26 protein-coding genes are annotated in these 24,613 nt (G+C 70.4%); 16 read left to right on the forward strand and 10 right to left on the reverse strand.

All coding sequences use genetic code 11. The features are described from left to right. The first annotated feature begins 32 nt into the window (after positions 1-32). From ACFWX1_RS02580 to ACFWX1_RS02605, 6 genes are all read left to right on the forward strand, one after another. The gene (locus tag ACFWX1_RS02580; RefSeq protein ID WP_378383055.1) at positions 33-200 is read left to right on the forward strand and encodes a hypothetical protein; all 168 of its coding nucleotides are present in this window, start codon (positions 33-35) and stop codon (positions 198-200) included. Positions 201-223: 23 nt separating this feature from the next. After that, on the forward strand, positions 224-406 hold the full coding sequence (locus ACFWX1_RS02585) for a hypothetical protein (RefSeq protein WP_378383056.1): 183 nt from the start codon (positions 224-226) through the stop codon (positions 404-406). A gap of 76 nt (positions 407-482) precedes the next feature. Next, entirely contained in the window at positions 483-686 is a 204-nt protein-coding gene (locus ACFWX1_RS02590) for a hypothetical protein (RefSeq protein ID WP_378383057.1), read from the forward strand. Between the two features lie 18 nt (positions 687-704). After that, the gene (lxmK, locus tag ACFWX1_RS02595; protein WP_378383058.1) at positions 705-1,775 is read left to right on the forward strand and encodes a class V lanthionine synthetase subunit LxmK; all 1,071 of its coding nucleotides are present in this window, start codon (positions 705-707) and stop codon (positions 1,773-1,775) included. Then, entirely contained in the window at positions 1,772-2,680 is a 909-nt protein-coding gene (locus tag ACFWX1_RS02600) for a T3SS effector HopA1 family protein (RefSeq protein ID WP_378383059.1), read from the forward strand. The genes lxmK and ACFWX1_RS02600 overlap by 4 nt, the downstream gene beginning before the upstream one ends. 24 nt (positions 2,681-2,704) lie before the next feature. Then, entirely contained in the window at positions 2,705-3,652 is a 948-nt protein-coding gene (locus ACFWX1_RS02605) for an LLM class flavin-dependent oxidoreductase (RefSeq protein WP_378383060.1), read from the forward strand. Positions 3,653-3,710: 58 nt separating this feature from the next. Here the strand turns inward: ACFWX1_RS02605 and ACFWX1_RS02610 are convergent, their stop codons facing one another. From ACFWX1_RS02610 to ACFWX1_RS02620, 3 genes are read right to left on the reverse strand one after another with little or no spacing between them, the layout of a single operon-like run. Then, positions 3,711-4,769 carry a polyprenyl synthetase family protein gene (locus ACFWX1_RS02610; RefSeq protein ID WP_378383061.1) on the reverse strand — a complete coding sequence of 353 codons (1,059 nt, stop codon included), beginning with the start codon at positions 4,767-4,769 and terminating at the stop codon, positions 3,711-3,713. Then, positions 4,766-5,596 (reverse strand): oxygenase MpaB family protein, encoded by an 831-nt coding sequence (locus ACFWX1_RS02615; RefSeq protein WP_378383063.1) that lies wholly within the window; start codon positions 5,594-5,596, stop codon positions 4,766-4,768. Before ACFWX1_RS02615 ends, ACFWX1_RS02610 begins: the two co-directional genes overlap by 4 nt. Further along, positions 5,593-6,951, reverse strand: coding sequence for an NAD(P)/FAD-dependent oxidoreductase (locus ACFWX1_RS02620; RefSeq protein WP_378383065.1), 1,359 nt, complete (start codon positions 6,949-6,951; stop codon positions 5,593-5,595). Before ACFWX1_RS02620 ends, ACFWX1_RS02615 begins: the two co-directional genes overlap by 4 nt. A gap of 498 nt (positions 6,952-7,449) precedes the next feature. On the opposite strand from ACFWX1_RS02620, the gene ACFWX1_RS02625 reads away from it, so the two are divergent. Then, entirely contained in the window at positions 7,450-7,710 is a 261-nt protein-coding gene (locus tag ACFWX1_RS02625) for an ATP F0F1 synthase subunit C (RefSeq protein WP_378383067.1), read from the forward strand. Between the two features lie 76 nt (positions 7,711-7,786). Here ACFWX1_RS02625 and ACFWX1_RS02630 read toward each other — a convergent pair whose 3' ends face one another. Beyond that, positions 7,787-8,407: a TetR/AcrR family transcriptional regulator gene (locus ACFWX1_RS02630; protein ID WP_378383069.1), complete on the reverse strand. Its 621-nt coding sequence runs from the start codon at positions 8,405-8,407 to the stop codon at positions 7,787-7,789. A gap of 125 nt (positions 8,408-8,532) precedes the next feature. On the opposite strand from ACFWX1_RS02630, the gene ACFWX1_RS02635 reads away from it, so the two are divergent. Genes ACFWX1_RS02635 through ACFWX1_RS02650 form a run of 4 tightly spaced genes read left to right on the forward strand, consistent with a single transcriptional unit; the run spans position 8,533 to position 14,435 of the window. Then, a complete protein-coding gene (locus tag ACFWX1_RS02635) occupies positions 8,533-9,573 on the forward strand; it encodes an agmatine/peptidylarginine deiminase (RefSeq protein WP_378383071.1) in 1,041 nt (346 codons plus the stop codon). Beyond that, entirely contained in the window at positions 9,570-11,288 is a 1,719-nt protein-coding gene (locus ACFWX1_RS02640; protein ID WP_378383073.1) for an amidase, read from the forward strand. The genes ACFWX1_RS02635 and ACFWX1_RS02640 overlap by 4 nt, the downstream gene beginning before the upstream one ends. A gap of 37 nt (positions 11,289-11,325) precedes the next feature. Then, complete coding sequence (locus tag ACFWX1_RS02645) at positions 11,326-12,789, forward strand: purine-cytosine permease family protein (RefSeq protein ID WP_378383075.1); 1,464 nt, start codon at positions 11,326-11,328, stop codon at positions 12,787-12,789. Then, complete coding sequence (locus ACFWX1_RS02650; RefSeq protein ID WP_378383077.1) at positions 12,789-14,435, forward strand: amidohydrolase; 1,647 nt, start codon at positions 12,789-12,791, stop codon at positions 14,433-14,435. The genes ACFWX1_RS02645 and ACFWX1_RS02650 overlap by 1 nt, the downstream gene beginning before the upstream one ends. A 24-nt stretch (positions 14,436-14,459) precedes the next feature. Here the strand turns inward: ACFWX1_RS02650 and ACFWX1_RS02655 are convergent, their stop codons facing one another. After that, complete coding sequence (locus ACFWX1_RS02655) at positions 14,460-14,834, reverse strand: hypothetical protein (protein WP_378383079.1); 375 nt, start codon at positions 14,832-14,834, stop codon at positions 14,460-14,462. A gap of 89 nt (positions 14,835-14,923) precedes the next feature. Between ACFWX1_RS02655 and ACFWX1_RS02660 the strand changes: the two genes are divergently transcribed. Beyond that, positions 14,924-15,211 (forward strand): LacI family DNA-binding transcriptional regulator, encoded by a 288-nt coding sequence (locus ACFWX1_RS02660; RefSeq protein ID WP_378383081.1) that lies wholly within the window; start codon positions 14,924-14,926, stop codon positions 15,209-15,211. A gap of 621 nt (positions 15,212-15,832) precedes the next feature. On the opposite strand, the gene ACFWX1_RS02665 is transcribed toward ACFWX1_RS02660, so the two are convergent. Next, complete coding sequence (locus ACFWX1_RS02665) at positions 15,833-16,300, reverse strand: DUF4383 domain-containing protein (protein WP_378383083.1); 468 nt, start codon at positions 16,298-16,300, stop codon at positions 15,833-15,835. Positions 16,301-16,549: 249 nt separating this feature from the next. Between ACFWX1_RS02665 and ACFWX1_RS02670 the strand changes: the two genes are divergently transcribed. Both ACFWX1_RS02670 and katG read left to right on the forward strand, forming a co-directional pair. Continuing rightward, positions 16,550-17,002 carry a Fur family transcriptional regulator gene (locus ACFWX1_RS02670; protein ID WP_378383085.1) on the forward strand — a complete coding sequence of 151 codons (453 nt, stop codon included), beginning with the start codon at positions 16,550-16,552 and terminating at the stop codon, positions 17,000-17,002. After that, positions 16,999-19,275, forward strand: coding sequence for a catalase/peroxidase HPI (gene katG, locus ACFWX1_RS02675; RefSeq protein ID WP_378383087.1), 2,277 nt, complete (start codon positions 16,999-17,001; stop codon positions 19,273-19,275). Before ACFWX1_RS02670 ends, katG begins: the two co-directional genes overlap by 4 nt. 7 nt (positions 19,276-19,282) lie before the next feature. On the opposite strand, the gene ACFWX1_RS02680 is transcribed toward katG, so the two are convergent. Continuing rightward, a complete protein-coding gene (locus tag ACFWX1_RS02680) occupies positions 19,283-19,888 on the reverse strand; it encodes an HSP18 transcriptional regulator (RefSeq protein ID WP_378383088.1) in 606 nt (201 codons plus the stop codon). A 107-nt stretch (positions 19,889-19,995) separates the two neighbouring features. On the opposite strand from ACFWX1_RS02680, the gene ACFWX1_RS02685 reads away from it, so the two are divergent. Together ACFWX1_RS02685 and ACFWX1_RS02690 are read left to right on the forward strand one after the other, a co-directional pair. Further along, entirely contained in the window at positions 19,996-20,436 is a 441-nt protein-coding gene (locus ACFWX1_RS02685) for an Hsp20/alpha crystallin family protein (protein WP_378383090.1), read from the forward strand. Positions 20,437-20,625: 189 nt separating this feature from the next. Next, entirely contained in the window at positions 20,626-21,057 is a 432-nt protein-coding gene (locus tag ACFWX1_RS02690; RefSeq protein WP_378383092.1) for a DUF6292 family protein, read from the forward strand. 46 nt (positions 21,058-21,103) lie between these two features. Here ACFWX1_RS02690 and ACFWX1_RS02695 read toward each other — a convergent pair whose 3' ends face one another. The 3 genes from ACFWX1_RS02695 to ACFWX1_RS02705 are packed head-to-tail and all read right to left on the reverse strand — an operon-like array spanning position 21,104 to position 24,595. Further along, complete coding sequence (locus ACFWX1_RS02695) at positions 21,104-22,312, reverse strand: Gfo/Idh/MocA family protein (RefSeq protein WP_378383094.1); 1,209 nt, start codon at positions 22,310-22,312, stop codon at positions 21,104-21,106. A 25-nt stretch (positions 22,313-22,337) separates the two neighbouring features. After that, entirely contained in the window at positions 22,338-23,648 is a 1,311-nt protein-coding gene (locus ACFWX1_RS02700; protein ID WP_378383096.1) for an alpha-glucosidase/alpha-galactosidase, read from the reverse strand. After that, positions 23,645-24,595 (reverse strand): carbohydrate kinase family protein, encoded by a 951-nt coding sequence (locus tag ACFWX1_RS02705; protein WP_378383098.1) that lies wholly within the window; start codon positions 24,593-24,595, stop codon positions 23,645-23,647. Before ACFWX1_RS02705 ends, ACFWX1_RS02700 begins: the two co-directional genes overlap by 4 nt. Positions 24,596-24,613: the final 18 nt, after the last annotated feature.

The following is a 24,613-nucleotide window of genomic DNA, read 5'->3' on the forward strand; positions in this document are numbered from 1 at the left end:
ATTCCCGGTGACACCAAGAGGGGGTGAACACAATGGACATCAGTACCAAGTCGGAACTCGACCTTTCGGTCCGGGAACTGGACGTCATGGTCGGTCTCGGCGGCCACTGCGGAGGCAACGTCGACCCGAACGCTTGTGACGCGTCACTGGGCGGGGCCATCAGCCTGAGCATCGCGTTCAGTGTGGCCATCATCACCTGATCACAATTCGAAGGAGGACTACCGTGCGATCGGATATCTTGAATCTCTCGGTCACCGAGATCGCGCCGAACGAGCTTTCGTTCGGCGGGCTCAAGTCGATCGACCTGTCGATCACTGAGCTGGAAAGCGCGACCGCGCCGGATGTGGCGAGCTTCCTCGGCGGCGTCTCCGCGGCGACCGCGGTGAGCGCGCTCATCCTGACCTAGCGCAAAAAACTCGGAGGAGGCGCCCCGGAAAGGATGGGCTTGCCATCCGGCGCCTCCTCCGGGCTATAGTCCGACCATGATCAAACGCAAACAGGACAACAAAACCGCAACCCTCTCCGCCTACCTGGTCATCGGAATCGCACTGCTGACCATTTCCTTTTCCGTCAAGGAACCGCAGTGGCTGAAGGTCGGCATGCTGGTATTGGCGATCGTCTTCATGGGCGTCATTTCGGTGCAGCTGCTGCGTGCGGCACGCCGCGGCCGGAACGAGGAGAATTGAACGAAAGGGTGACACCACATGCCGGCTGTACGGGACAGGCGCCGGGTCGACGCGGTCCTGGACCGGTTCGGCCTCGGCGGGCTCGATTGGGCCACGGCCGCGGCGACGGGCGGCCGGAACGACAACTGGCTCGGGACCACCGGCACCGGCCGACGGGTCTTCGTCAAGACGATCGTGGGCTCGCGCGCGGTGGTGGCACACGGCCTGCGCCGCACCGAGGCGTTCTACCGGGCACACGCCGGCTCCGGTGCTCAGGACACGTTGCGCACCACAACGCTGATCGGGCAGGACGACCAGGCCGCCGTGCAGATCTTCGACCTGCTCGACGGCGCCCGTGACGGCCGGGAGACCGCCAAGGACGGTGCTTTCGACAGCACACTGGCCGCGCAGGCGGGCGAGGCGGTCGGCGCGCTGCACAACGTTTCCCCCGCCTCGCTGCACGCGGTCGAACAAGCGCTGCCCCCGCTGCCGGACGAGAACCCGCTCGCCGGTTTGACCATGGAGATGTTCTACGCCGCGAGCGCCGCTGAACTCCAGGTCTGGCGCCTCCTGCAGCAGGACGGTCTCATCCGGGACGCCCTCACGCAGCTGGATCGCGACGCCGCCGAGGTGCCGCCGGTGCCCGTGCACGGCGATCTGCGCCTGGACCAGTTTCTGATCGCGGGCGGCCGGCTCTACCTCGCGGACTGGGAGATGTTCCAGCTCGGCGACCCGGCGAGCGACCTCGGCGGCTTCGTCGGCGAATGGCTGCACCACGCCGTAACCCGGTTTCTTGGCGAACGGATGAAGCGCGGCACGGCTCCTGCCCCCACCATCGCGTTGAGTCCCACGTGGCGGCCATGGCGTCAGACACGTCCGCTGGCCGAAGCGTTCTGGCTGGCTTACCGCACAGCCCGGCCGGACCCGTCGTGCGGGCTGGCGTCCCGCGTCACCCGTTTCGCCGCCTGGCACCTGCTGCTGCGCGTGGTCACCGACGCCCGATTCCGGGCCAGGCTCGACGGCTCCGGGCACACGCTGATCCGGCTCGCCAAGATGATCATGCTGAACCCCGACCGCTTCGCCACCGTACTCGGGCTCGGTGACCGGTGACTTCACTCGCTCCCCGTCTCCTCGTTCTGCTGGCACAGACACGGATCACCCCCGGCCGGATCACCCTCCGCGGACGGGAGCTCACAGCCGATAGCCGTGGCGAACTGGAACAGGCGCTCGCGACGCACCTGTACACGACCTTTCACACCGGGCTGCAGGCCACAATGGCTGGCAAAGCACACTTCAAACAAAGCCGGTGGCTGGAACAAGAACTCACCGCGGTCATCCCGCACACCACGACGCCGGTCACCGCTTTCGCGCGAGAGAACCGCGGTGAACACATCTTCGTGGAATGGGACGGCGTGCTCGTCCGGGCGCCTCGCGACCTCGCCGTGGACACCCCGGATCCCGGCATGCCGGTCCGGCTGCTCGTGCCTCCCGCGCGTCCCGGTCTGTCACCGGGATTTCTGTTCGTCACCGGTTCGCGGGTGCCGGTGTTCACCGGCGCGCCGCTGCGCGTCTACGTACACCTCACCGATCCGGCGAAGGCGGCCGCCCCCTGGCAGGCAGTCCTGGGCTCACTCGAACGTGCGGGTATCGGTTACCAGGCGAAGGTCCTGACCCGCGCTGCCGAGTACCCGCGCCGTGACGCCATGGTCGTCTATCTTCCGGCGGAGGAAGCCGACGCCGCCCGGCTCGTCGCCGACGCGGTGCGCGGCCTGCCGGGGATAGGCGAGGCCACCTCGCTCTTCGCCGAAGAGATCGCACCCGGCGTGGCACAGGCATGGGAGCCCATCGACACCAGGTTCGGCCTGTCCGGGCTCAGTTTCGGCCTGCATCGTTCCCGGGTGCTGGCCAAGGCGCTGCTCGACGGCGGCGAGCACCCGGAAGCGGCGGTCTACCAAGCTTTCGTCGCCGCGGGCATCAACCCGCGGAATCCGGCGCTGAACACCGACGAGGGATGAAGCGTGGTCTCCTATTCCGTACACGTGCCCTTCCTGCCTGTCGATACCGATCACGTCGCTTCGCTCGCCTCGCTGGTGAACCGGGCCGGTTGCCGGCTCTGGCTCGGGCAGCCGGTGACCGTTGAGCCCCACCAGCTCTTCGCCTATCTCGCCGGACGCGGTATGCGCGTGCCGGTCGGCACCAGCGTCACCCTCATGCCACTGCGCAATCCGTTCGAGGCGGCACTGCAAGCCCGATCGCTGGCCCAGCTCACCGGCCACCCCGTGGTCGCGGGATACGGCCCAGGGCCCACCGGGTTCCAGCGTGCGCTGCTCGGGTCCGCCTACCGGAGTCCGCTCACCGCGACCAGGGAATACCTGACCTCGATGCGCGGGCTGCTCAACGGCGAAACGGTCACTCTCGACACCGGGTACACACGGCTCGACGCCGCCCTGCCGCCCCTGCCGCACCCACAGGTCGAACTCGGACTCGGCGTCCTGCGCGCCGGCATGGCCCGCCTCGCCGGCGAGATCGCCGACGTCGCCATCACCTGGCTGTGTCCACCGGCCTACCTGCGCGACGTGCTGATCCCCGAAATGGCCCTCGCCGCCGCGAAGGCGAACCGGCCGATGCCCCGGGTGGTCTCGGTCGTGCACGTCGCCGAGCGCAAACCGAGACGCGACCCGGTCCAGCTGGCGCTGAAGATCTGTGGACCACATCTTCGGGCCGCGCACTACGTCGACATGCTGGGTAAAGCCGGAATCCGCGTGGATCCGGCGGATCCGGAGTCGGGAGCCCGCGCGCTCATCGACGCCGGGGTATTCGTGACCGGCACCATATCCGAGCTGGTCAGCGGGCTTTCCGGCTACCAGAGGGCCGGGGCCGATGAAGTCGTGCTCAACCTCGGCGCCGTCGGCGCCCACCGCGGCGCGCGAGTTGCCCTGCGCGAACTGAAATTCCTCCTCACCTCGCTGGAAGTTCAAGGCGTCTGATGGTCGTCGCCGGCCAAGTGGAGATCGCCTTCAGCGGACGACACGCGACCGTGCGGGCTTATCGAGGGGACAGACCCACTGGTGTCTGATGTGGACCGACGTCCGAGGGCTGTTCGGGGGCGAGGTCGGCCAGGCGCCGGCGGGCGACCACGTAGTCGGCCAGGTCGAGGAGACTCCGCCGCGCCTGAGGAGCGACACAAGCCAGATTGAGGCGCTGAATCGCGATGGCGTGGGCCTGCTCGACGGCTTGCCGGCAGGTGTCGCGCGCCGTCGTCTGATCGAGGAGCGAGACGGCGAGCCGCACCTGCTCCGGGGTCAGCGCGGCGGGCTGCTGGTAGAGCTTTCGCAGGCGCTGGGCCTGCGGGCTCGCCTCGGCCAGCGCCACGGTGACGGGGAAGGTCTTCTTGCGGGATCGGATGTCGGAGGCCGCGGGCTTGCCGGTCTGCTCCTCGGTACCCCAGACGCCGAGATAGTCGTCGACCATCTGGAAAGCGATGCCCAGGTGACGTCCGAAGCCGCCCAGGGCCTCCACCCGGCCGGCGTCGGCCCCGGCCAGCAACGCTCCCAGCTCGCAGGCGGCCTGCATGAGCACCGCCGTCTTGCCGTTGGCCATGGCGATGTACTGGTCGGTGGCCACGACCTGCCGGATCTCGAACGCCACGTCCAGGACTTGGCCGACAACCAGGTCGTTCAGCGTGCGGGCCATACAGGCCAGCGCGAGGTCGGCGCGCCGGGGCGCGCGCGAGAGGACGCTCAGTGCGAGAGCGGTCAGCGCGTCGCCGGCCAGGAGCGCCGGGCCGACGCCGCAGGCCCGCCAAGCGGCGGCCCGGTGCCGGCGGACGGCGTCGCCATCGATGATGTCGTCGTGCAGCAGCGAGGCGTTGTGGATCAGCTCGACCGCCACGGCCGCGGGAAGTCCGGCGTCCAGCCGTCCGCAGCCGTCCGCGCACAGCAGGGCCAGCGCCGGGCGCAGTGATTTCCCGGACTTGCCCGCGTGGTCCAGGCCGAGTTGGTGGCGGGCCGCGCCGAGCACCGGCTCCGGCAGTGACTCCACCGCCTCGGCGAGTGAGGGGGCCACCCGCGCGGCGAGGCCGGCCAGGAGCGCGTCGGCGGTCATGACGGCTCCGGCAGGAGCTGGGCGATGGCGTCCCATGCCGCGGCGGGGATGCCCGCGGCCAGCGAACCGGCCAGCCCGAGGACGCGGTCCAGGACCTGATCGGTGGCCGGTGGCCCGGCGATGCCGTAGAGGGCACGCGCCCAGGCCGGCAGCATCGCGTACGCGGCGAGGGCGACCGGGGCCCAAATCGGGGTCAGCGGGTTCAGCGGCATGAGCACCCTCGGGGTGACCAGATAGGCCGCGACACTGACCGCCTCTTTGGTGACGTGCAGGTCGGCGCGAACGCGGTCGTAGTAGTCGGCCACCTTCTGGGCGGTGTCCGGGACCGTGGCCGGATCGAGGCTGACCAGCGCGGCGCGGGTGGTCTGCTCGGCGTAGTAGGCGTCGACTTGCTGCGGGCTCAGTCGCAGGCCCGTCCGCAGCGCGGCGTCCAAATAGGACTCGACCTCGACGACGTGTACCCAGCGCAGCAGGTCCGGGCTGTCTACGCGGTATTCCTCGCCGGTGACCGGATCATAGGCGGTCAGGGTCGCGTGGACGGCTCGGAGCCGGTCGCCTGCCGCGCGGGCTTCGGCGACAGTGCCGGCAGTGGTGGCCTGGAGGTAGCGCCGGACGGCGGCCAGGCGTTGCAGCGGTTGCCGGCGATAGGCGCTGTTCTGCTCCACGGCCGCCACCGTCCGGGGGTGCAGTGCCTGGAGGAACAGGGCGCGGAACCCGCCGAGCGCGCAGAAGGGTTCCTTGATCACCTGGCGGGTCACCGAGTCCGGGCCGAACATCGGCTCGTCGGCTGCCCGGCCCTCCTGCCGTCCGTCGTGAGCGGGCGTCATGGCTGCCTCCCTGTCGTGATCGCGCCATGACGGCGGCGATGGTCGAACAAGACGCGTAACGCCACGCTGGGGTGGGCCAGCGCGGCCGGGCCGGCGAGCATGGTCATCACCCGCGCGAAGCGGGTGAAGACAACGGGGGTACCGGGGATGAGGTGCTGCAGCCGTCGCAGGTACCAGCGGGCGGCGCGGGCCGCGAGCGGCGGACGCCCCGGCTGCCAGCATCGGTCGGAGGCGGTGGCCAGCAGCCATGGTCCCCGGGTGAGGCGCATCAGGTGGCGCTGGAATCGCCTCGAGAGCTTGTCCAGGCGGAACCGGCGGGCGAGGAGCTTCCCCAGCAGCTGGGCCTCCAAGGCGGCCACCGCCATGCCCTGTCCGTAGATGGGATTGAACGCGCAGGCCGCGTCGCCGATGGCGAGCAGTCCGGCAGGCAGGCGGCGCAGGCGCTGGTAGTGGACGCGGCGGTTGGCGGCGCGGGAGTACAGGGAGATCGACGGGTCAGGCCGGCGGGAGGCGATGGCCTCGCCGAGGCCGCAGCTCAGGGACGACACGAAGGCCGTGAACTCCTCGTCGGTGCGGGGAGGCCGCTCGTGGGCGGTTTGCAGGGCGACGAGGAACTGCCCGTTCTCGACGGTGGTGGCGAAGCAGCCGCGGCGGGCGTCCGGGTGCTGCAGGAGCTGCACCACGTTCTCGCCATCAGCAGCGGTGCCGGGCGTGGGGAGATAGATCCGGGTGGCGTAGCCGACGCCGGGGTCGACCGTGGTCTGGCGCGGGCGGGGCAGTCCGAGGTCGGCCAGCCAGTCGGGCAGCCGGGAGTAGCGGCCGCTGGCGTCGACCACGAGTTGCGCGGCGATCGTGGTGTCCTGGGACGGCCGGTGTTCGCGAGCCACCACACGTACACCGCTCACCCGGCGGCCGGCGTCGTCGGTGAGCAGCGCCGTCACCCGATACCCGGTGCGGATGGTGACGGGGTCCATCGCGCGCACCCGTCGGCGCAGGACGTCTTCCAGGAGCGGCCGGCTCACGGGCTGGGCGAGGATCCCCGAGCGCATCCGCGGGGGAGAGCCCACGGGAAAGCGGAACCGGACGTCCCGGCAGAAGTCGATCACCGGCGCTCCGGCGGCGCTCAACTCGTCGCGCAGTCCGGGGAACAAGCTCTCGAACACCTGCGCCCCGCGCGTCAGCAGGCCGTGCGGGTGGCGGTCCTGGGGTGTTCCCGGCCGGCTCCGCGGCCCATCGGGGAGCCGGTCCCGTTCGATGAGGGTGACCGCGGCGAAGTGATCGGCGAGCACGCGAGCCGTCAGCAGGCCCGCGATGCCCGCGCCGATCACGACGGCGTGCTCGTAGCTCTCGCCCATCAGCCCTCCTCGTCCGACGCCGCGTTCCCGCACCGCCGCCGCCCGGTGCGGCAGGCGTCGTCCTCCAGCGCGTCCAGGGCTTTCGGGAGCGTGAGGTAATGCGTGTTGTTCCCGGGTGATAACCATTCTTTCGTGTCGCGGCTATGTCACCTTCCCATGGAACCCGTCCCCAGAGAATGGGAAGTGCCCGAACAGAACCGGGTCCTGCCCGAATGTGCCCACGGATACCGGTGCGTACGGCCGGAGAAATGTGAAAGAAGTACGCGACGATGATTCGCCTGTGGCGCAACACCTGGGACGGGTTCACGCCGTTCCTCGGCTACGACATCGCAATCAGGACGGGTGTTGTGCAGGGCACGCCGTGGCGAGAACCCGGACGGCCACTCGCGGCGTCTGGCTGGGTGAGGGACGGAAACGACGGAGGCGGCGGGTCTCCCGCTGTGAGGTCATCGGGTCCCGAACCGCGCGAGCGCGTGGACCGAAGTGAAGGGAAATGCCATGAGCACCATTGTTCTGGCCCAGCAAGCCGCCGAGACCGTCAACCTCAACAAGGGGCTCGCCGCCATCGGTTACGGCCTCGGCGCGATCGGTCCCGGTATCGGTGTGGGGCTGATCTTCGCCGCCGTCATCAACGGCACCGCCCGTCAGCCGGAGGCGCAGGGCAAGCTGCAGAGCATCGGCTACTCGACCTTCGTGCTCACCGAGGTGCTCGCCCTGATCGGTATCGTCATCTATTTCATCGCCTCCGCCAAGAGCTGAGTTCACGCCACACGTGCCAGGGTGTCCACCAGTCGCTTGTGGACACCCGGATAAATCCTTTGTGGACGGTGTGGCGTCAGCGCAGGGTTCCGGCGCGCAGGCCGAGGGTGACCTCCATGGTGTGCACGATCAGGGAGCCGCGTTCGGCCGGCCGGCCCCAGCGGACCAGTGCCTGGGCGTTGACGCCGTCGATCATGCCGATCAGCTGCCAGGCGACGGCGGCGGGATCGCCGGTGGTGAACTCCCCGGCGGCCACGCCGTCCGCGATGATCTTCTCCACGGCCTGCTGCCAGGCGTCCATGGCGGCCCTGACCGCCTCGGCGAGCGTGGCGTTGCGGCGGCCCAGTGCCCACGACTCCACCCAGACCACGGTGACGTCCACGCGGCCCTCGTCGAACAGCGTCTCCACCAGCCGCGCCAGCCGGGCGCTGGCCGCGGTTTCCCCGGCCAGCAACTCGAGGACGTCGTCGAGTTCCGCCATGACGATGCCGGTGAACGTGTCCGCGACCAGCTTGTCCATGTTCGGCGCGTAGTGCGCGACCAGCGCGGGCGTCACGCCGGCGCGTGCCGCCACGGCCCGCAGTGTGACGGCGGCGAGGCCCTGGTCGAGTGCGATCTCGCGGGCGGTGCCGGCGATCTCCGCGGCCCGCTCCGCCGGAGCCTTCCGCGCTGCTCGTTTCCTGACGTTGCTTGACATCGCGTACCAGTCTAGTTAGCGTCACCGCCACTATTGATCGCCTGATCAATAGTGGCGCGGTTCCTGCCGTCGCCGCAGCCAGCGGGCACCGGTCCGGCCGTGCCCGCCGACACCTGGGAGCTCGGATGGCCTGGCGCATGCCTGCGGAAACCGCGCCACACGAACGGGTCTGGATGGCCTTCCCGCGTACCGGGCGAACGCTGGGGGAAGACGCCGCCTCGGCGGAGGAGGCGTACGCCGCGTGGGCCGCGGTCGCGAACGCCGTCGCGGAGTTCGAGCCTGTGGTCATGGTCGTCGACCCGAGCGAGCGCGAACGGGCGCGGCGCCTGCTGGGCGGCGAGGTCAAGCAGGTCGAGGCTCCGCTGGACGACTTCTGGATGCGCGACATCGGCCCGACCTTCGTCGTCGACGACGAACGGCCCGGAGTGCTGGGCGCGGTCGACTGGGTGTTCAACGGCTGGGGCGCGCCCGACTGGGCGTCGTGGGAGCGGGACCGGGAGATCGGCGGGTTCGTCGCCGACGAGGCGGGCGCGGAACCGGTCAGTTCGCTGCTGGTCAACGAAGGCGGTGCGATCCACGTCGACGGCGAGGGCACCGTTCTGGTCACCGAGACCGTCCAGCTCGATCCCGGCCGCAACCCCTACGCCGGTAAAGCCCGCGTCGAGGCCGAACTGCGGCGCACGATCGGCGCGACCACGGTGATCTGGCTGCCGTGCGGGCTGACCCGTGACTACGCGGAATTCGGGACGCGCGGGCACGTCGACATGGTGGCGACGATCCCGTCTCCCGGCCGGTTGCTCCTGCACGCCCAGCCCGATCCGGGCCACCCGGACCACGCGGTACTGCGGGAGATCCGCGCGGCGCTCGCCGGGCGGGCCGACGCCGCGGGCCGGACGTTCGAGATCGTCGAAATCCCGGCTCCGGGGACCCTGCGCGACGCGGGCGGCTTCGTCGACTGGAACTACGTCAATCACCTCGTGGTGAACGGTGGCGTGATCGCGTGCGGCTACGGCGACGCGCGCGCCGACGCGGTGGCGGCGGCGATCCTCGCCGAGGCCTACCCCGGCCGGCAGGTCGTGACCATCGACGCGCGCCCGATCCTGGCGCGCGGCGGCGGGATCCACTGCATCACCCAGCAGCAGCCGGTCGCCGGGGGCGGGCGATGAGCGCGTTCGACGTCGTCGAGGCCACGATCGCACACCTGCGCGCGGCGCTGGCCGACGGCACGACGACGAGCGAGCAGCTGGTCGCGGCCTACCTGGCGCGCATCGAGGCGTACGACCGCAACGGGCCGAAGCTGAACGCCGTCGTGGTGCCCAACCCCGCCGCCATCACCGACGCGCGGGCATCGGACGAGCGCCGTGTCCGGGGTGAGCTGCTCGGTCCGCTCGACGGGATTCCTTACACCGCAAAGGACAGCTACCTCGCGCGCGGGCTCACCGCCGCCGCGGGCTCGCCCGCGTTCGCGGAACTCGTCGCGCGCCGCGACGCCTTCGCGATCGAGCGGCTCCGGAACGGCGGCGCCGTCCTCATCGGACTGACGAACATGCCGCCGATGGCCAACGGTGGAATGCAGCGCGGGCTCTACGGCCGCGCGGAAAGCCCGTACCACGGCGACTACCTGACCGCCGCGTTCGCGTCCGGATCCTCCAACGGTTCCGGCACCGCCACGGCAGCCAGCTTCGCGGCCTTCGGCCTGGCGGAGGAGACCTGGTCGAGTGGTCGCGCGCCGGCGTCGAACAACGGCCTGTGCGCCTACACGCCTTCCCGTGGCGTGATCTCGGTCCGGGGCAACTGGCCGCTCGTGCCGACCATGGACGTCGTCGTCCCGCACACCCGCACCATGGCCGATCTGCTGGAGGTGCTGGAGGTGATCGTCGCCGACGACCCCGACCCGCGCGGCGACTTCTGGCGCGCCCAGCCGTGGGTGCCGATCCCGCCCGCTTCGGCGGTGCGCCCGGCGTCGTACCCCGCGCTGGCGGTGGCGGACGCGCGGACGGCACGCGATGTCTTGGTGGGCAAGCGGTTCGGCGTGCCGAGGATGTACGTCAACGCCGACCCGGACGCCGGAACGGCGGCGCGACCGGGCATCGGCGGCCCGACGGGCAGGCGGATCGTGACCCGGGATTCGGTGCTGGAACTCTGGGAGGCGGCGAGGCGGGATCTGGAAGCAGCCGGCGCCGAAGTCGTGCTGGTGGACTTCCCGGTCGTGTCCCGTTACGAAGGCGACCGCCCCGGCGCCCCGACCATCGGCACCCGCGGGCTGGTGCGTCCCGAGTTCCTGAAGCGGGAGATCACCGACCTCGCGGCGTGGGCGTGGGACGATTTCCTGCGCGCCAACGACGATCCGGCGCTGAACCGGCTCGCCAAGGTGGACGGTGACCGCATCTTCCCGCACCCCGAGGGAGCGCTGCCGGATCGCTATAACGGTTTCGACGACGACATCGCCGCTTACCCCGGCCGAGTCCCGGCCGGGCACTTCACCGACATCCCCGGCCTCGCCGAGGGCGTACGAGGCCTCGAGGAGACCCGCCGCGCCGATTTCGATCGGTGGCTGGACAACCTCCGGCTCGACGCCGTCTGTTTCCCCGCTGTGGCCGACGTCGGCCGCGCCGACATGGACACCAATCCGGCGTCGGCCGACGAGGGCTGGCGCAACGGGGTCTGGGTGGCCAACGGCAACCTCGTCCCGCGGCACCTCGGTATCCCGACGGTCACCGTGCCGATGGGCGTCATGGCCGACACCGGGATGCCCGCCGGGCTCACCATCGCGGGCCGCGCCTACGACGACACCGGACTGCTGCGGCTGGCCGCCGCGTTCGAAGCGACCGGCACGCGCCGCGTGGCACCCCCGCGCACCCCACCACTGACTCGTTCCTGATCCCGTCCCGGCGAACAACGTTGTTCCGGAGGTTCCGATGAGTTCGACACCCCTGTCCCCAGCCGCCGACGTACCCGTGAGCGGGCCCGGCCGCGGTGTCCGGATCGAGGCCCACGGCATCGACGTGATCGGCGACGAGGAGCGGCACGGCCGTGCCCGGCAGCTGTTCGGGGTGTGGGCCGCCCCGAACGTCAGCTACCTCAGCCTGGTGGTCGGGGGAGCGCTGGTGCTCATGGGGCTGAACCTGTGGCAGGCGCTGGTGGTGATCGTCGCCGGGAACCTGTGCTGGGTCCTGGTCGGCGTGGTCGCGGTCAGCGGGCCCGCCGCCGGGGCGCCGAGCGAGGTGATCATGCGGGCGATGTTCGGTGTCCGCGGCAACCGGGTGGTCATCGGGATCAACGGCTGGTTCGTCTCGGTCTGCTACGTCGCGCTCAGCTGGGCGGCCGCGTCGGTGACGGCGTTCAGCCTGTTCGCCCGGTGCGGGATCGAGCTGAACGTCGTGGGCAAGATACTGGTGATCGTCGGCATCGCGGCCGTGACACTGGTGATCAGCGTCTACGGCCACGGCGTGATCGTGAAGCTGTACCTGCCCCTGACCCTGGTTCTCGCGGTGGTTTTCGTGGTGCTGGCCGGGTACGTCCTCGGCCACACCGACTGGGCCTACCGGCCGCAGGCGCCGCTGCACGGCGCCGGGTTGTGGGCGGCGCTCACCGGCGGCCTCGCGCTGGTCGCGTCCGCCTCGTTGTCCTACAACAACAGCGCCGACTTCGCGCGGTATCTGCCGCGGTCGACGCGCCCCGCCGCGATCGCGGGGTGGACCGCGCTGGGCGCGTTCGTCCCGAGCGTGCTGTTCACCATGCTCGGTGCGCTCGCGGCGACCACTTTGGACATGCGGGATCCGCAGACGGCACTGGCCGGGGTGCTGCCCGGCTGGCTCACCCCGGTGTTCCTGGTGGCGGTGATCCTGGGCGCGATCGCCAACAACGCCATGACCGTCTACAGCTCCGGGCTCGCCCTCCAGGTGATGGGCGTGCGGCTGCGCCGGTCCCGCAGCGTCCTGCTCGACGGCACCCTCGGCGTCCTGCTCACCCTGTACGCGCTGCTGGTGTCGAACTTCCTCGACGCCGTCAACCACCTGCTGCAGCTCATGGTCGTGCTGCTCGGCCCGATGATGGCGATCTACGTCGCGGACATCGTCCTGCGCCGCAACCGCTACGACGGCCACAAGCTCAGCGATCAGACGAAGACCAGCCCGTTCTGGTACGTCGGCGGCGTCAACTGGATCGGCATCGCCGCACTGGCCGCCGGGGCCGTCGTCGCGGGTTCGTTCCTCTTGATCCCCGGGCTCTACACCGGCTTTCTGGCCGACGCCATCGGCGGAATCGATCTCTCGCTCCCGGCGGGCATCGTGCTCGCGGCGGTGCTCTACACGGTCGCGATGCGCCCGCGCCTCACGGCCGCGCGGAACACCAGGACTGACACAGGAAAGGCGGTGGCGTGATGCGCGAACCGGAACTGGTGCACTACCGCGGCGGGCGGATTTTCACCGCCACCGAACCGGCTTGGGCGGAATCCCTGCTCGTGCAAGGGGATACGGTCACCTTCGCCGGTGACACCGCAGCCGCGGGCACCCTGGCTGAGGGCGCCAGGGTCGTCGACCTCGACGGCGCGTTCGTGCTGCCGGGTTTCGTCGACGCCCACACCCATCTGCTGTCGCTGGGTGAATCGCTGAGGCAGGTGGACCTCTTCGACGCCGCCGACCTCGCGGAGATCCAGGCCAGGATCGGCGCGGCGGCGGCGGCCGACCCCGCGGCACCGCGGGTGCTCGGCCGCAGCTGGCTGTTCGGCGCCCTCGGCGGTCGTACCCCGGACCGGCACCTGATCGACGCGGTCGTGGCCGACCGGCCGGTCTACCTCACCGCCAACGACCACCACTCGGCGTGGGTCAACAGCGCCGCCCTGCGCGAGCTGGGGATCGAGGCGGACACTCCCGACCCGGTCGGCGGACGCATCGGCCGTGACTCGGCGAACGAACCGGACGGCATGCTCTACGAGGCAGCCGCGCTGGGGCTGATGCGGCGTTTCCTCGACAGCACGGTGAACGACGCCGAACGGGACACCGCACTGGCTTCCGCGTTCGAGCGCTACCTCGCCGACGGGGTCACGACCGTGGTGGACATGGCCCTCACCGCCGAGGACCTCGGCGCGCTCGAACGGGCCGCCGAGCGAGGCGGGGGCAGGCTGCCGCTGCGGGTGGCCGCGCACTGGCTGGTCGAACGGACGGGGCGCCCCGAAGAGGAACTGGCGCAGGTCGCGATGGCCGCCGAGCTGAGCCGCAGGCTGGCCGGGCCGTGGCTGCGGGTGACCGGCATCAAGCTGATGGTCGACGGCGTGATCGACAGTTGCACCGCGGCGATGAAGGAGCCGTTCGCCGACGGCAGTCATCCCGGCCCCATCTGGGATCTCGACGCGCTCGCCCCGGTCGTCGCGGCGGCCGACGCCGCCGGGCTCCAGGTGGCGATGCACGCCATCGGCGACGAGGCGTCGGACATCGCGCTTTCCGCGCTGGAGCACGCGATCGCGGTCAACGGCCCCCGTGACCGCAGGCACCGCATCGAGCATCTCGAGACCGTGACCGAGGACAACGTGCGGCGCCTGGCGCGGCTGGGCGTGGTCGCGTCCATGCAGCCGGTGCACGCCGACCCGGCCATCCAGGACAACTGGCGCGCGATGCTCGGCGACGACCGGGCGCTGCGCGGCTACCCGTGGCCCGAGTTCAGCGCCGCCGGCGCTGTGGTGGCGTTCGGCTCCGACGCGCCGACCGCGCCCCACCCCCCGCTGCCCAATATGTTCATCGCCACGACTCGCCGGTCGGCGGTGGATCCGCGGCTCGCGCCGAACGTCCCGGAATACGCCCTTCCCCTCGCCGAGGCGCTCGCGCACGGCACCCGCCACGCCGCGTACTCGTGCCGGGCCGAGAACCACACGGGCCGTCTCGCCGCGGGGCTCGCCGCGGATTTCATCGTGCTGGACAACGATCCCTTCGCCGAAGGACCCGACTCGCTGCTGCGCGCCCGCGTCCGTTCGACCGTCGTGGCAGGCGAACCGGTGACCCGGCGGCGTCCGGGGACTGGTGCTTCCGGCTAAGGAGATACACGCTCCGGAGGACGGCTACCAGATGAGAATCCCGCCACCGACGCCCAGCGCACGTCCGGCCGCGATCTGGATGTTCGCCAGGCGCCAGGAAATTGTCTCCACGTACCACGCATGGCTGTGGCCGGGGTCCGCCTCCGGCGCGATCGTGTCCAGGTTGGCCCGGATCATCTTGGACTCCACGAGGAAGTCCGGGACCTGGTCCGGCATGACCGTGAGGTCCCCGCCGGCCAGGGCCGGGAAGAACCGGGCGCCCAGCGCGCGAACGGCCTCCGCGCCCCACACCGTTTCGCGCCAGCGCTCGAATCCCGCGAGTTCCTCGCAGCACGCCGGGGTGTCCAGCAGCCGCATCTCGCCCTCGTCGAGGAGGAACACGTGCACGGTCAGGCTCACGCGCCCACGAGATCACATCGGCCCGGCCCCGGTCCACATGTTTTGCGAACGCCCGTCGCAGGTGGGCCCGGGAACAGGAGGGTGCGAGCGTGGGAACCGAGCGCAGGCCCACTCTCCTGGACGTCGGGCGGCTGACGGGGGCGTCGACCGCCGTCGTGAGTTACGTGCTGAACGGTGGCCCTCGCGCGGTTTCGGAGAAGACGCGGATCAAGGTCGAAGAGGCCATCCGGCTGCTCGGCTACCGGCGCAACCCGCTCGCCGGCGCGTTGAGCGGCGGCCGGTCCAATCTCGTCGGGCTGCTGGTGCCGGACACCGCAAACGCTTTCTTCGGCGAGCCGAATTGCCGAATGTGTCCTTTGTGGACATTTGTGCTATGAAGGGGCCCTTCAGTGCGTTGGATGCTGTGAAGGGCCCCTTCGGGGCCTTCGAGGTGCCCCGCGCCGTGTGACCTGTGAGGGGCGAGTTACCTGCTGTGGCTGCTGATGCAGGAGAGCCATGCGTGCGACGACCTGCCGTGGAGTGAGGGGGACTTCGCTCGCCCCACGTATGAGCGAATTCCTCGGGGCATATGCGACCGGTGGAATCCAGGACCGCCGTGGATCCACCGGCCTATGGCGATGTCCTGAACGCGACGTTGGCGACGTTGATCGTCGCGTACGGGTCGTTCGCGACGAAGAGGCGTGGCGCCCGGCCGCACCGCACCACCATCCGACCCTTGCGGTAGGCCGTGACGACGCGTGGGTCCGCATAGGACGAACGGCTGACGGCGGGGGTGTTTCCCAGTGCCCGCGCGGCATCCCGCATGACGGCCGCCGCCGTGCGTTTGCGCTCGCGGTCCGAGGAGGGCGGGCAACGCTTTCACCGCCTGTGGCGAGCACAGTGTCCTGAATGGACACGGCGCGCTCCTGGCCGCCCTTCGCCGGATACCGGAACAGGCACTCGTCGCCGCGGGCCGGGGTGTGCTCGCGCGGCAGCGTGGCCACCCCGTCCGGGGAAGATCATCCCGTGGTACCACGGCCGAAAGCGAGACCCAGCGCGATCATGAGCACGGCGAGTCCCAGATGGAGCCAGTCGTCCGCGGTGTTGACCGGCACGAAGTTGGCGGCCGAATGGTGATCGATCACCAGGCCGTACAGCCACAGGAGGAGATAGACGATCCCGCCGCCGATGAGAAAACCGCGCGCGCCCGGCGCGCTGCGTGCCAGGGAGAGCCCGGCGGCGCCGAAGACGAGGTGCACGATGTTGTGGAGCACGGACACGGCGAAGACGCCGAGGAGCATGGCGTGCGAATGATGTCCCGCGAAGCTCATCGTGTCGTAGTCCGTGGTCACGCCAGGGACGAACCCGAGCACACCCACCACCAGGAAGATCGCGGCGACGACCCCGGCGAGCAGGCAGACCGGGTCGCGGTGCGAGCGGACCGCCGTGAGGTGGGCCGGGACCTCGGGTTGCTGCCGCGCGGGCATACGTACTCCTTCCGGACGGGTGACACGTCGTCGTGTGGCGGTGGTGCACCGCGTCCGTCAGGTGTTCCCCGTGCCGCCCGGTTCACACCCCGTGCCGACGAGTGGTTCGCCGGACGACGGCTTCGTTCGTAGATCCACAGAGGACTCTTCCGGGTGGCGCGGGCGGTACCGTCCGGGTTCCACTGTGTGGGTGGCAGCGCGCCGGACACAATTTGACCCGTTCCAGACAAGCGGCCTACCGTGGTGGCGATGTCCGACTTCGAGTCGCAGCTGCGGGCGGCCTCGTTGCGCGTGACTCAGCCGCGTCTGGCCGTGCTCGCCGCGCTGCGTGACCATCCGCACGTCGATACCGAGACCGTGATCGCGTTGGTGCGGGCCGAACTGCCGACGGTGTCCCACCAGGCGGTCTACGACGTGCTGCGCGCGCTCACCGGTGCCGGCCTGGTGCGGCGCATCCAGCCGGCGGGCGCGAACGCCCGCTACGAATCCCGGGTGGGGGACAACCACCACCACGTCGTGTGCCGTTCCTGCGGGGCGATCGCGGACGTCGACTGCGCGGTCGGCCACACCCCCTGTCTCACCGCTTCGGACGACCACGGCTATGTGATCGACGAGGCGGAGGTCGTCTTTTGGGGTATTTGCCCCGACTGCGCGGCCGAACCCCACCGCAATGATCCGCGAGCCCGGAAGGCAAGCAGATGAGCGACAACAACGACAACGTTCCCGCGAGCGCGCAAGGCGTCGACCGGAAGGCGGCGGAGGGATGCCCGGTCGCGCACGACTCCGCGACCGCGCACGGCAGCGAAAGCGAGAACCCGGCGATCGATTCGCCGCCCCCGAAGACGGGCGGCCGTCCCCGGACGAACCGGGACTGGTGGCCCAACCAGCTCGACCTCTCGGTGCTGCGCGCGCACTCGCCGAAGAGCAACCCGCTGGGGGAGGACTTCAGCTACGCCAAGGAGTTCGCCAAGCTCGACGTCGAGGAGCTCAAACGCGACGTCGTCGAGGTGCTCACCACCTCGCAGGACTGGTGGCCCGCCGACTTCGGCCACTACGGCGGCCTGATGATCCGGATGAGCTGGCATTCCGCGGGCACCTACCGCATCGCCGACGGCCGCGGCGGCGCGGGCGACGGCGCGCAGCGTTTCGCCCCGCTCAACAGCTGGCCCGACAACGTCAACCTCGACAAGGCACGCCGCCTGCTGTGGCCGGTCAAGGAGAAGTACGGCCAGCAGATCTCGTGGGCCGATCTGCTCGTGTTCGCCGGGAATGTGGCGCTGGAATCGATGGGCTTCGAGACGTTCGGCTTCGGCTTCGGACGTGAGGACACCTGGGAGCCCGAGGAGATCTTCTGGGGCCCGGAGGACGACTGGCTGGGCGACGAGCGTTACGTCACCGATTCGGAGATGGTGCCCGAACTCGGCGCGACCGAGATGGGCCTCATCTACGTCAACCCCGAGGGGCCCCGCGGCAGCGCGGACTTCCGCGCGGCCGCGCACTTCATCCGCGAGACCTTCGCCCGGATGGCGATGAACGACGAGGAGACCGTCGCGCTGATCGCCGGTGGCCACACCTTCGGCAAGACCCACGGCGCCGGCATCGCCGACGACCACGTGGGCCCGGAACCCGAGGCCGCCCCGCTGGAGGCACAGGGCCTCGGCTGGCAGAACACCCTCGGCAGCGGCAAGGGCGCCGACACGATCACCAGCGGCCTCGAGGTGACGTGGACCGACCGGCCGACCGAGTGGAGCAACCGCTTCTTCGAAATCCTCTTCGGCTACGAGTGGGAACTCACCACGAGTCCCGGCGGCGCCAAGCAGTACGTCGCCAAGGACGCGCCGGAGATCATCCCGGACCCGTACGATCCGGACAAGAAACACAAGCCGACCATGCTCACCACCGACCTGGCGCTGCGCTTCGACCCGACGTACGAGCCGATTTCCCGCCGCTTCATGGAGAACCCCGGCGAGTTCGCGCAGGCGTTCGCCAAGGCGTGGTACAAGCTGCTGCACCGCGACATGGGGCCGGTGAGTCGCTTCCTCGGCCCGTGGGTCCCGGAGCCGCAGCTGTGGCAGGACCCGGTGCCGGACGTCGACCACGACCTGGTGGGCGAGCCCGAGATCGCCGCGCTCAAGGCCAGGATCCTCGAATCCGGCCTCACGACCGCCGAACTGGTCACCACCGCGTGGGCGTCCGCCGCGAGCTTCCGCTCCACCGACAAACGCGGCGGTGCCAACGGCGCCCGGATCCGCCTCGAACCGCAGCGCGGCTGGGAGGTCAACCAGCCGGAGCGGCTCGCGCCGGTCCTGGCGAAGCTGGAGGACATCCGGCGGGAGTTCACCGAAGCGGGCGGCGCGAAGATCTCGCTGGCCGACCTGATCGTGCTGGCGGGTTCGGCCGCCGTGGAGAAGGCAGCGCGCGACGGCGGGGTCGAGGTGACCGTGCCGTTCCACCCCGGGCGCACCGACGCCACCCAGGAGCAGACCGACGTCGAATCCTTCGCGGTCCTCGAACCGCGTGCCGACGGGTTCCGCAACTACCTGCGCGCCGGGGAAAAGCTCCAGCCGGAGGTCCTGCTCGTCGACCGTGCGTACATGCTCAACCTGACCGCACCCGAGATGACCGTGCTCGTCGGCGGTCTTCGCGTTCTCGGGGCCACGTACGGCGGCAGCCGGCACGGCGTGCTCACCGACCGGCCCGGCGTGCTCTCCGGCGACTTCTTCACCCAGCTGCTTTCGCCGGGGACCCGGTGGAAGGCGTCGGAGTCCGAGGAGAACGTGTACGAGATCCGTGACGTGGCCACCGACGAGGTGAAGTGGACCGCCACCGCGGTCGACCTGGTCTTCGGGTCCAACTCGCAGCTGCGGGCGCTCGCCGAGGTCTACGCGAGCCGGGACGCCCGCGAGCGGTTCGTGCACGACTTCGTCGCGGCCTGGACCAAGGTGATGGAACTCGACCGGTTCGACCTCGCCTGACCCGGCTTCATCCGCGGCCGCGGCGGTGGTCGATGGCGGCGCGGCGGACCTGGTCGGTGTGTTCGGCCACCGTCCGGAGCCGATCGGCGAGGTCGCCGTGTTCGGCTCCCAGATGGGACCCGGCCTCGGCCAGGGGCGGCAGGAGCGCGGCGGCGTCGTCTTCGCCGAGGGCGTCGCCGAGTTGCTCCATCGCCAGCCTGCCGTGCTTGTCGAGACCGTCGACCGCGCTGACCTGGCCGGCGAGCCGGCGCAGTAAGGCGGAATTGCGCCGGGCCCACTCCGACACCGCGCGGTCGGCGGCGCGCCGGTCGCGCTGGGCGTCCACCCGCGCTTCGCCGGTGCCCTCGCCACCGGCCGAGGGCCGCAGGCGCAGATAACGCCGTTCGGCGGCCTGGCGGCTCGCCACGCCGAGCGCGGGGGCGAGGGCGGCCCAGCTGGTTCCGCCGTCGCGGGCGGCGGTGATCAGTTCGGGTTCCCAGGCGGCGATCTGGCCGCGCAGCAGCCGTAACGCGGTCAGCGCGGCCAGCAGCTGGTCCGGGGTGGCCGAGCCCTGCCGCACCGCCGAGACGACGTCGTGGATCGTGCTGATGGTGGCGATGGGGTCTTCCTCCACGGCTGTCATCCTTTCGACGACGCGGTACTTGTCATCGTTTCGATGACATGTTAAAACGAAGGTGCGTGTTGACACCAGCCCAGTTGCCGACCAGGAGGTGGATCCCGATGTTGATGCGCACCGATCCGTTCCGCGAGTTCGACCGGCTGACCCAGCAGGTGTTCGGTGGCGGGGCGCCGGGGACGTGGTCCAAGCCCGCGGCGATGCCGATGGACGCCTATCGGGCGGGGGAAGAGTTCGTCGTCTGCTTCGACCTGCCGGGGATCGATCCCGAGGCGATCGAGCTGAACATCGAACGGAACGTATTGACCGTCAAGGCCGAACGCCGGCCGCTGCCGACCGGTGACGACGTCCAGATGCAGGTCGCCGAACGTCCGCTGGGCGTCTTCTCCCGGCAGCTCTTCCTCGGGGACACGCTGGACACCGAGCACATCCACGCCCATTACGAGGCCGGGGTGCTGACGCTGCGCATCCCGATCGCGGACAAGGCCAAGCCACGCCGCATCGAAATCTCCGGAGCCTCCGCGCCCAAGGAGATCAAGGCATGACCGGCGTGCGCGGTTGACCGCGTGACCGGGCCGGGCCGGGGCCGGAAGGCACCGGCCCGGCGAAACCCGCGGTTTCGGTCCCCGGCCGCCGGTTCCCGGTGTGCCGCCAGGTGTTCCCCCGGTGCGGGCGGCGGGTCGTGCCGTCGCGGCACGCCGTTCCCCGCGCCGCACAGAAAGGGTGTCGCAGCAGTGACCGCAGCGATCAGCTTCCCCGCCGCCCAGCAGCATCACGCGACCCGTTCCCTGCGTGGTTACCTCGCCGAGGTGGCCTGCCTGCTGGGCATCGGGCTCGAGTCCTGTGTCATCGACCACGACCGTCCCGTCTCGGCCTATCTCGCCCTCGACATCCGCCTGCCCCAGTACCCGGATCGCGACGTCGCCCTGCTGTGGGACGAATGCCGCGGGTGGTCGATCGCCATCGAGACGCATTCCGGTGAAGACCTCATCGTGCTCCGGTATCTGGGCGGAAGCACCCCTGTGCCGGGCCCCCGCCGGGTCGCGCGGTTCGTCGAGGCGATGCGGGCAGGCGATCACCGTCCCGGCCGCCCCGACCCGGTCTCGCTGCGCGAGGCCGGGGATCTCGACGACCTCGCCGCACTGCTGGCCCGGCCGCGATCGTGACGGCGCCGCGCGCACTGGTATCCACAAAGGACGGACGCGGCCGGGGTCACCGTGGCCGCGCGGTCCGGGCGGTGGCCTGGTGGCCGCCGAAGTACCGGACGAGCGCGGGATCCGGCGGTGGCACGTCGACCGGGGTGCCACCGGAGCGCAGGGAGGACGTGGCGGCGAACCCCGCCGCGACAGCCTCGCGAGCCGCCAGGGGCGACGTCTCCGTCGGGCCGCCCTCGGCGACGAACCGCAGGAACTCCGCGACCAGTGCCGCGTCCGCCCCGCCGTGGGACCCGTCCGGTTCCGGCGCGATCGTGACGGTCAGGTCGCTCTCGGGCCGGTAGCCCGATCTTCCCCGGTTCCACACCCTGATCAGTGCCTCGTCGCCGCCGACGCCGTCCCCGAAGTTCTCCATCCTGCCCTCGTCCCCGATCACCGTGTAGTTGCGCCAGTAGTCGGGGGTGTAGTGACACTGCTGATAGCTGGCGAAGACCCCATTGTCCATTTCGGACAGCATCATGCTGAGATCCTCCACGTCGATCACCGGGTTGAGGTCGCGCAACGCTGCCGGCGGCCAGACGTCCGCGTCGAACCAGTCCGGCATCCGGTGTCCGGCCCGGTCTTCGCGGCGGCGCGGGTTCGCGCCGTAGACCGTGAGCCCGCCCAGCGCCACGACCCGGCGGGTGAAACCGCCTGCCAGCCAGTGCAGCACGTCGAGGTCGTGCGCGCCCTTCTGCAGCAGCAGACCGGTCGTGTTCGCCCGTTCCGCGTGCCAGTCCTTGAAGTAGTAGTCCCCGCCGTGCCCGACGAAATGGCGGCACCACACGGACTTGACCGTGCCGATCACCCCTTCGCCGATCAGCGCGCGCATCCGCCGCAGCACCGGCAGATGCCGCAGGTTGTGCCCGACGAACAGGCGCGTCCCGCTGCTCGACGCGGCCGTCAGCATCGCGTCGCAGTCCTCGATACCGATCGCCAGTGGTTTCTCGGCGAACACGGCGACTCCGGCCGCGAGGAAAGCCAGTACGGGTCGCGTGTGGACATGGTCGGGCGTCAGCACGAACACCGCGTCCAGACCGTCCGCGAGCATCGCCTCATACGTCTCGTGCAGCGCGACGTCGGCGCCGAAGAGGTCCCGCGCGTCCGCGCGGCCACGCGGATCCGGGTCAGCGCACGCCACCACCCTGGCCGTTCCCGGCCGGTTCGCGAAGGTGGCTATGCCCGCGCGCTGGCCGACGCCGACGACTCCGATCCGTAGTTCCCGCATGGGTTCTCCCTGGCAATGGTGGTGGTCAGCTGCCGAGGGTGACGCGCAGAGCGGGCTGCAGCCGGTCGGCGTGCGCGCGGACCAGGTCGTCGCACAGCTGCCAGATCCGCTCGACCGGCAGTGTCGCGGCGGTGGCGGGGTCGACCATCGCGGCGTGCCGGATGTGCCGCGGCTCGTTCTCCACGGCGGCACGCACGACGAGGTCGTTCATGCCGAGATAGGTGCGGTTGAGCGCGGCCAGCTGCGGGGGCAGCGCGCCGATCCGGGTCGGCTGCACCCCGGAAGCGTCCACCAGGCAAGGAACTTCGACGACACCGGAGGACGGGAGATTGTCGATCAGGCCGTGGTTCGGGACGTTCCCGTACACGGTGCGCGGCGTCCCGGTGACGATGCTGTGGATGATCTGCGGCGCGTACTCGTTCGTGCCCTCGACGGTCAGCGGTGCGTCGTCGGCGAGCGCGCGGCGGGTCTGTTCGTAGGCCGCGACGTTTTCCTCGACGATGCCGAGATAGTCGCCGATGGGCAGGCGAAGGCGTTCGACCTCACTGTCGTGGTGGAGATACCACGGCACGTACTCGGCGGAATGCTCGCTGGTCTCGGTGGGGTAGTAGCCCAGCCGCCGGAACATGTCGAACCGGACGCGCCGGCGCAGCTGTTCGTCCTTTTCGGACAGTTCGGCCAGCCGGGGGTACAGATCGGCACCTTCGTGTTCGAACCGCAGCACCCAGGCCTGGTGGTTGACGCCGGCCGCGCGGTAGACGACCTCGGAGAAGGGAACGCCGACGAGGTCCGCGAGCCCGCGCACCGTCCAGTACACCGAATGGCACAGGCCCACCACGCGGGTCAGCCCGGTGGCCTCGGCGAGGTACTGGACGTTCATCGCCATCGGGTTGGTGTAGTTGAGCAGCCACGCGTCCGGGCAGACCTCGGCGATATCCTCGCCGAGTGCCTTGAGGAACGGGAACGTCCGCAGGGCACGGAAGATCCCGCCGATCCCGAGCGTGTCCCCGATAGTCTGCCGCACGCCGTAACGCGCGGGGATCTCGAAATCGGTGCGGGTGGCCTCACCCATGCCGATCTGCACCATGTTGACGACGAAATCGGTGCCCGCCAGCGCCTCGCGCCGGTCGGTGTAGCCGGTGATACCGGGCTTCACGCCGCGTTCGGCCGCGATGTAGCGGGCCGCGCCGAGTGCGGTCGCCAGCCGTTCGGGATCGATGTCGTGCAGGGCGATCTCCGCGTCGCCCAGTTCGGGGTGGGCGAACAGATCGGCGAGCAGTCCCTGGGTGAACACGACGCTTCCGGCGCCGACGAAGGTGATCTTGGGGGTGGTCATGCGGGATCCGTTCCGGTACGAGCGAGGTGGACGAGGACGTCGTCCCACGTGGGCTGGCCGGCGGTGCCGCCCGCGGCACGGACGGAAAGCCCGCCGCACGCGACACCGAATTCGAGGGACTTGCCGAGCGACATGCCCGCCAGCATCGCGGCGATGAAGCCCGCGTTGAAGCTGTCCCCGGCGCCGACGGTGTCCACGGCGTCGGCCGGGATTCCCTTGGCGGAGAAGACTTCGCCGTCAGCGCAGGCGAACGCGCCCTGATCGCCGTCCTTGACGACCACCGCCGGTCCCCGCGACGCCAGTGCCGCGGCCGCCTCCCTGGCCGAGGGTTTCCCGGCCAGGTGCCGGACCTCGGCGGCGTTGGGCAGCAGGAAACCGGTCTCGGGCAGCAGTGCCGCGACACCGGCCGGATCCCAGGTTCCGGCCGGGTCGTCATTGGTGTCGGCCGACGTCGTCGCGCCGTGCTCGCGGGCGAGACGCAACAGGCGCGGCAGCTCGGCCGCGAGCTTCGGCATGAGGAAGTAGGAGGACGCGTGTACGTGCTTGCTGGCGGTGAGCAGTTCCGCCGGGACGTCGGTGGCCGTGGTCGCCGCGAGGGTGCCGGGGGTGGTGAGGATCGCGCGGTCGCCGTCCTGGGTCAGGATGACGGTGAGCGGCGTCGGGAGGTCAGGATCGACGGCCAGCGCGCTCGTGTCGACGCCGCGTTCGGCGAGCGCTTCGCGGACGAACCGCCCGGCGGAGTCGTCACCGACGCGGCCCGCGATGGCGACCCTGAGCCCGAGGCGCGCGGCACCCGCCGCGGTGATGGCCGCCGACCCGCCCAGGGTGAGACTTCCCGAGTCGACGAGATGTTCACGCTGGCCGAAGGCGATCGGTGTCCGAAGTGGACCGACGATGACATCGGGATTGGCGTCCCCGATCACGAGCAGGTCGAAGCTGTGTGCCATGAAGTGGTTTTCCCGTGT

Source organism: Amycolatopsis sp. NPDC059021 (assembly GCF_042739895.1).
Taxonomy (GTDB): Bacteria; Actinomycetota; Actinomycetes; order Mycobacteriales; family Pseudonocardiaceae; genus Amycolatopsis.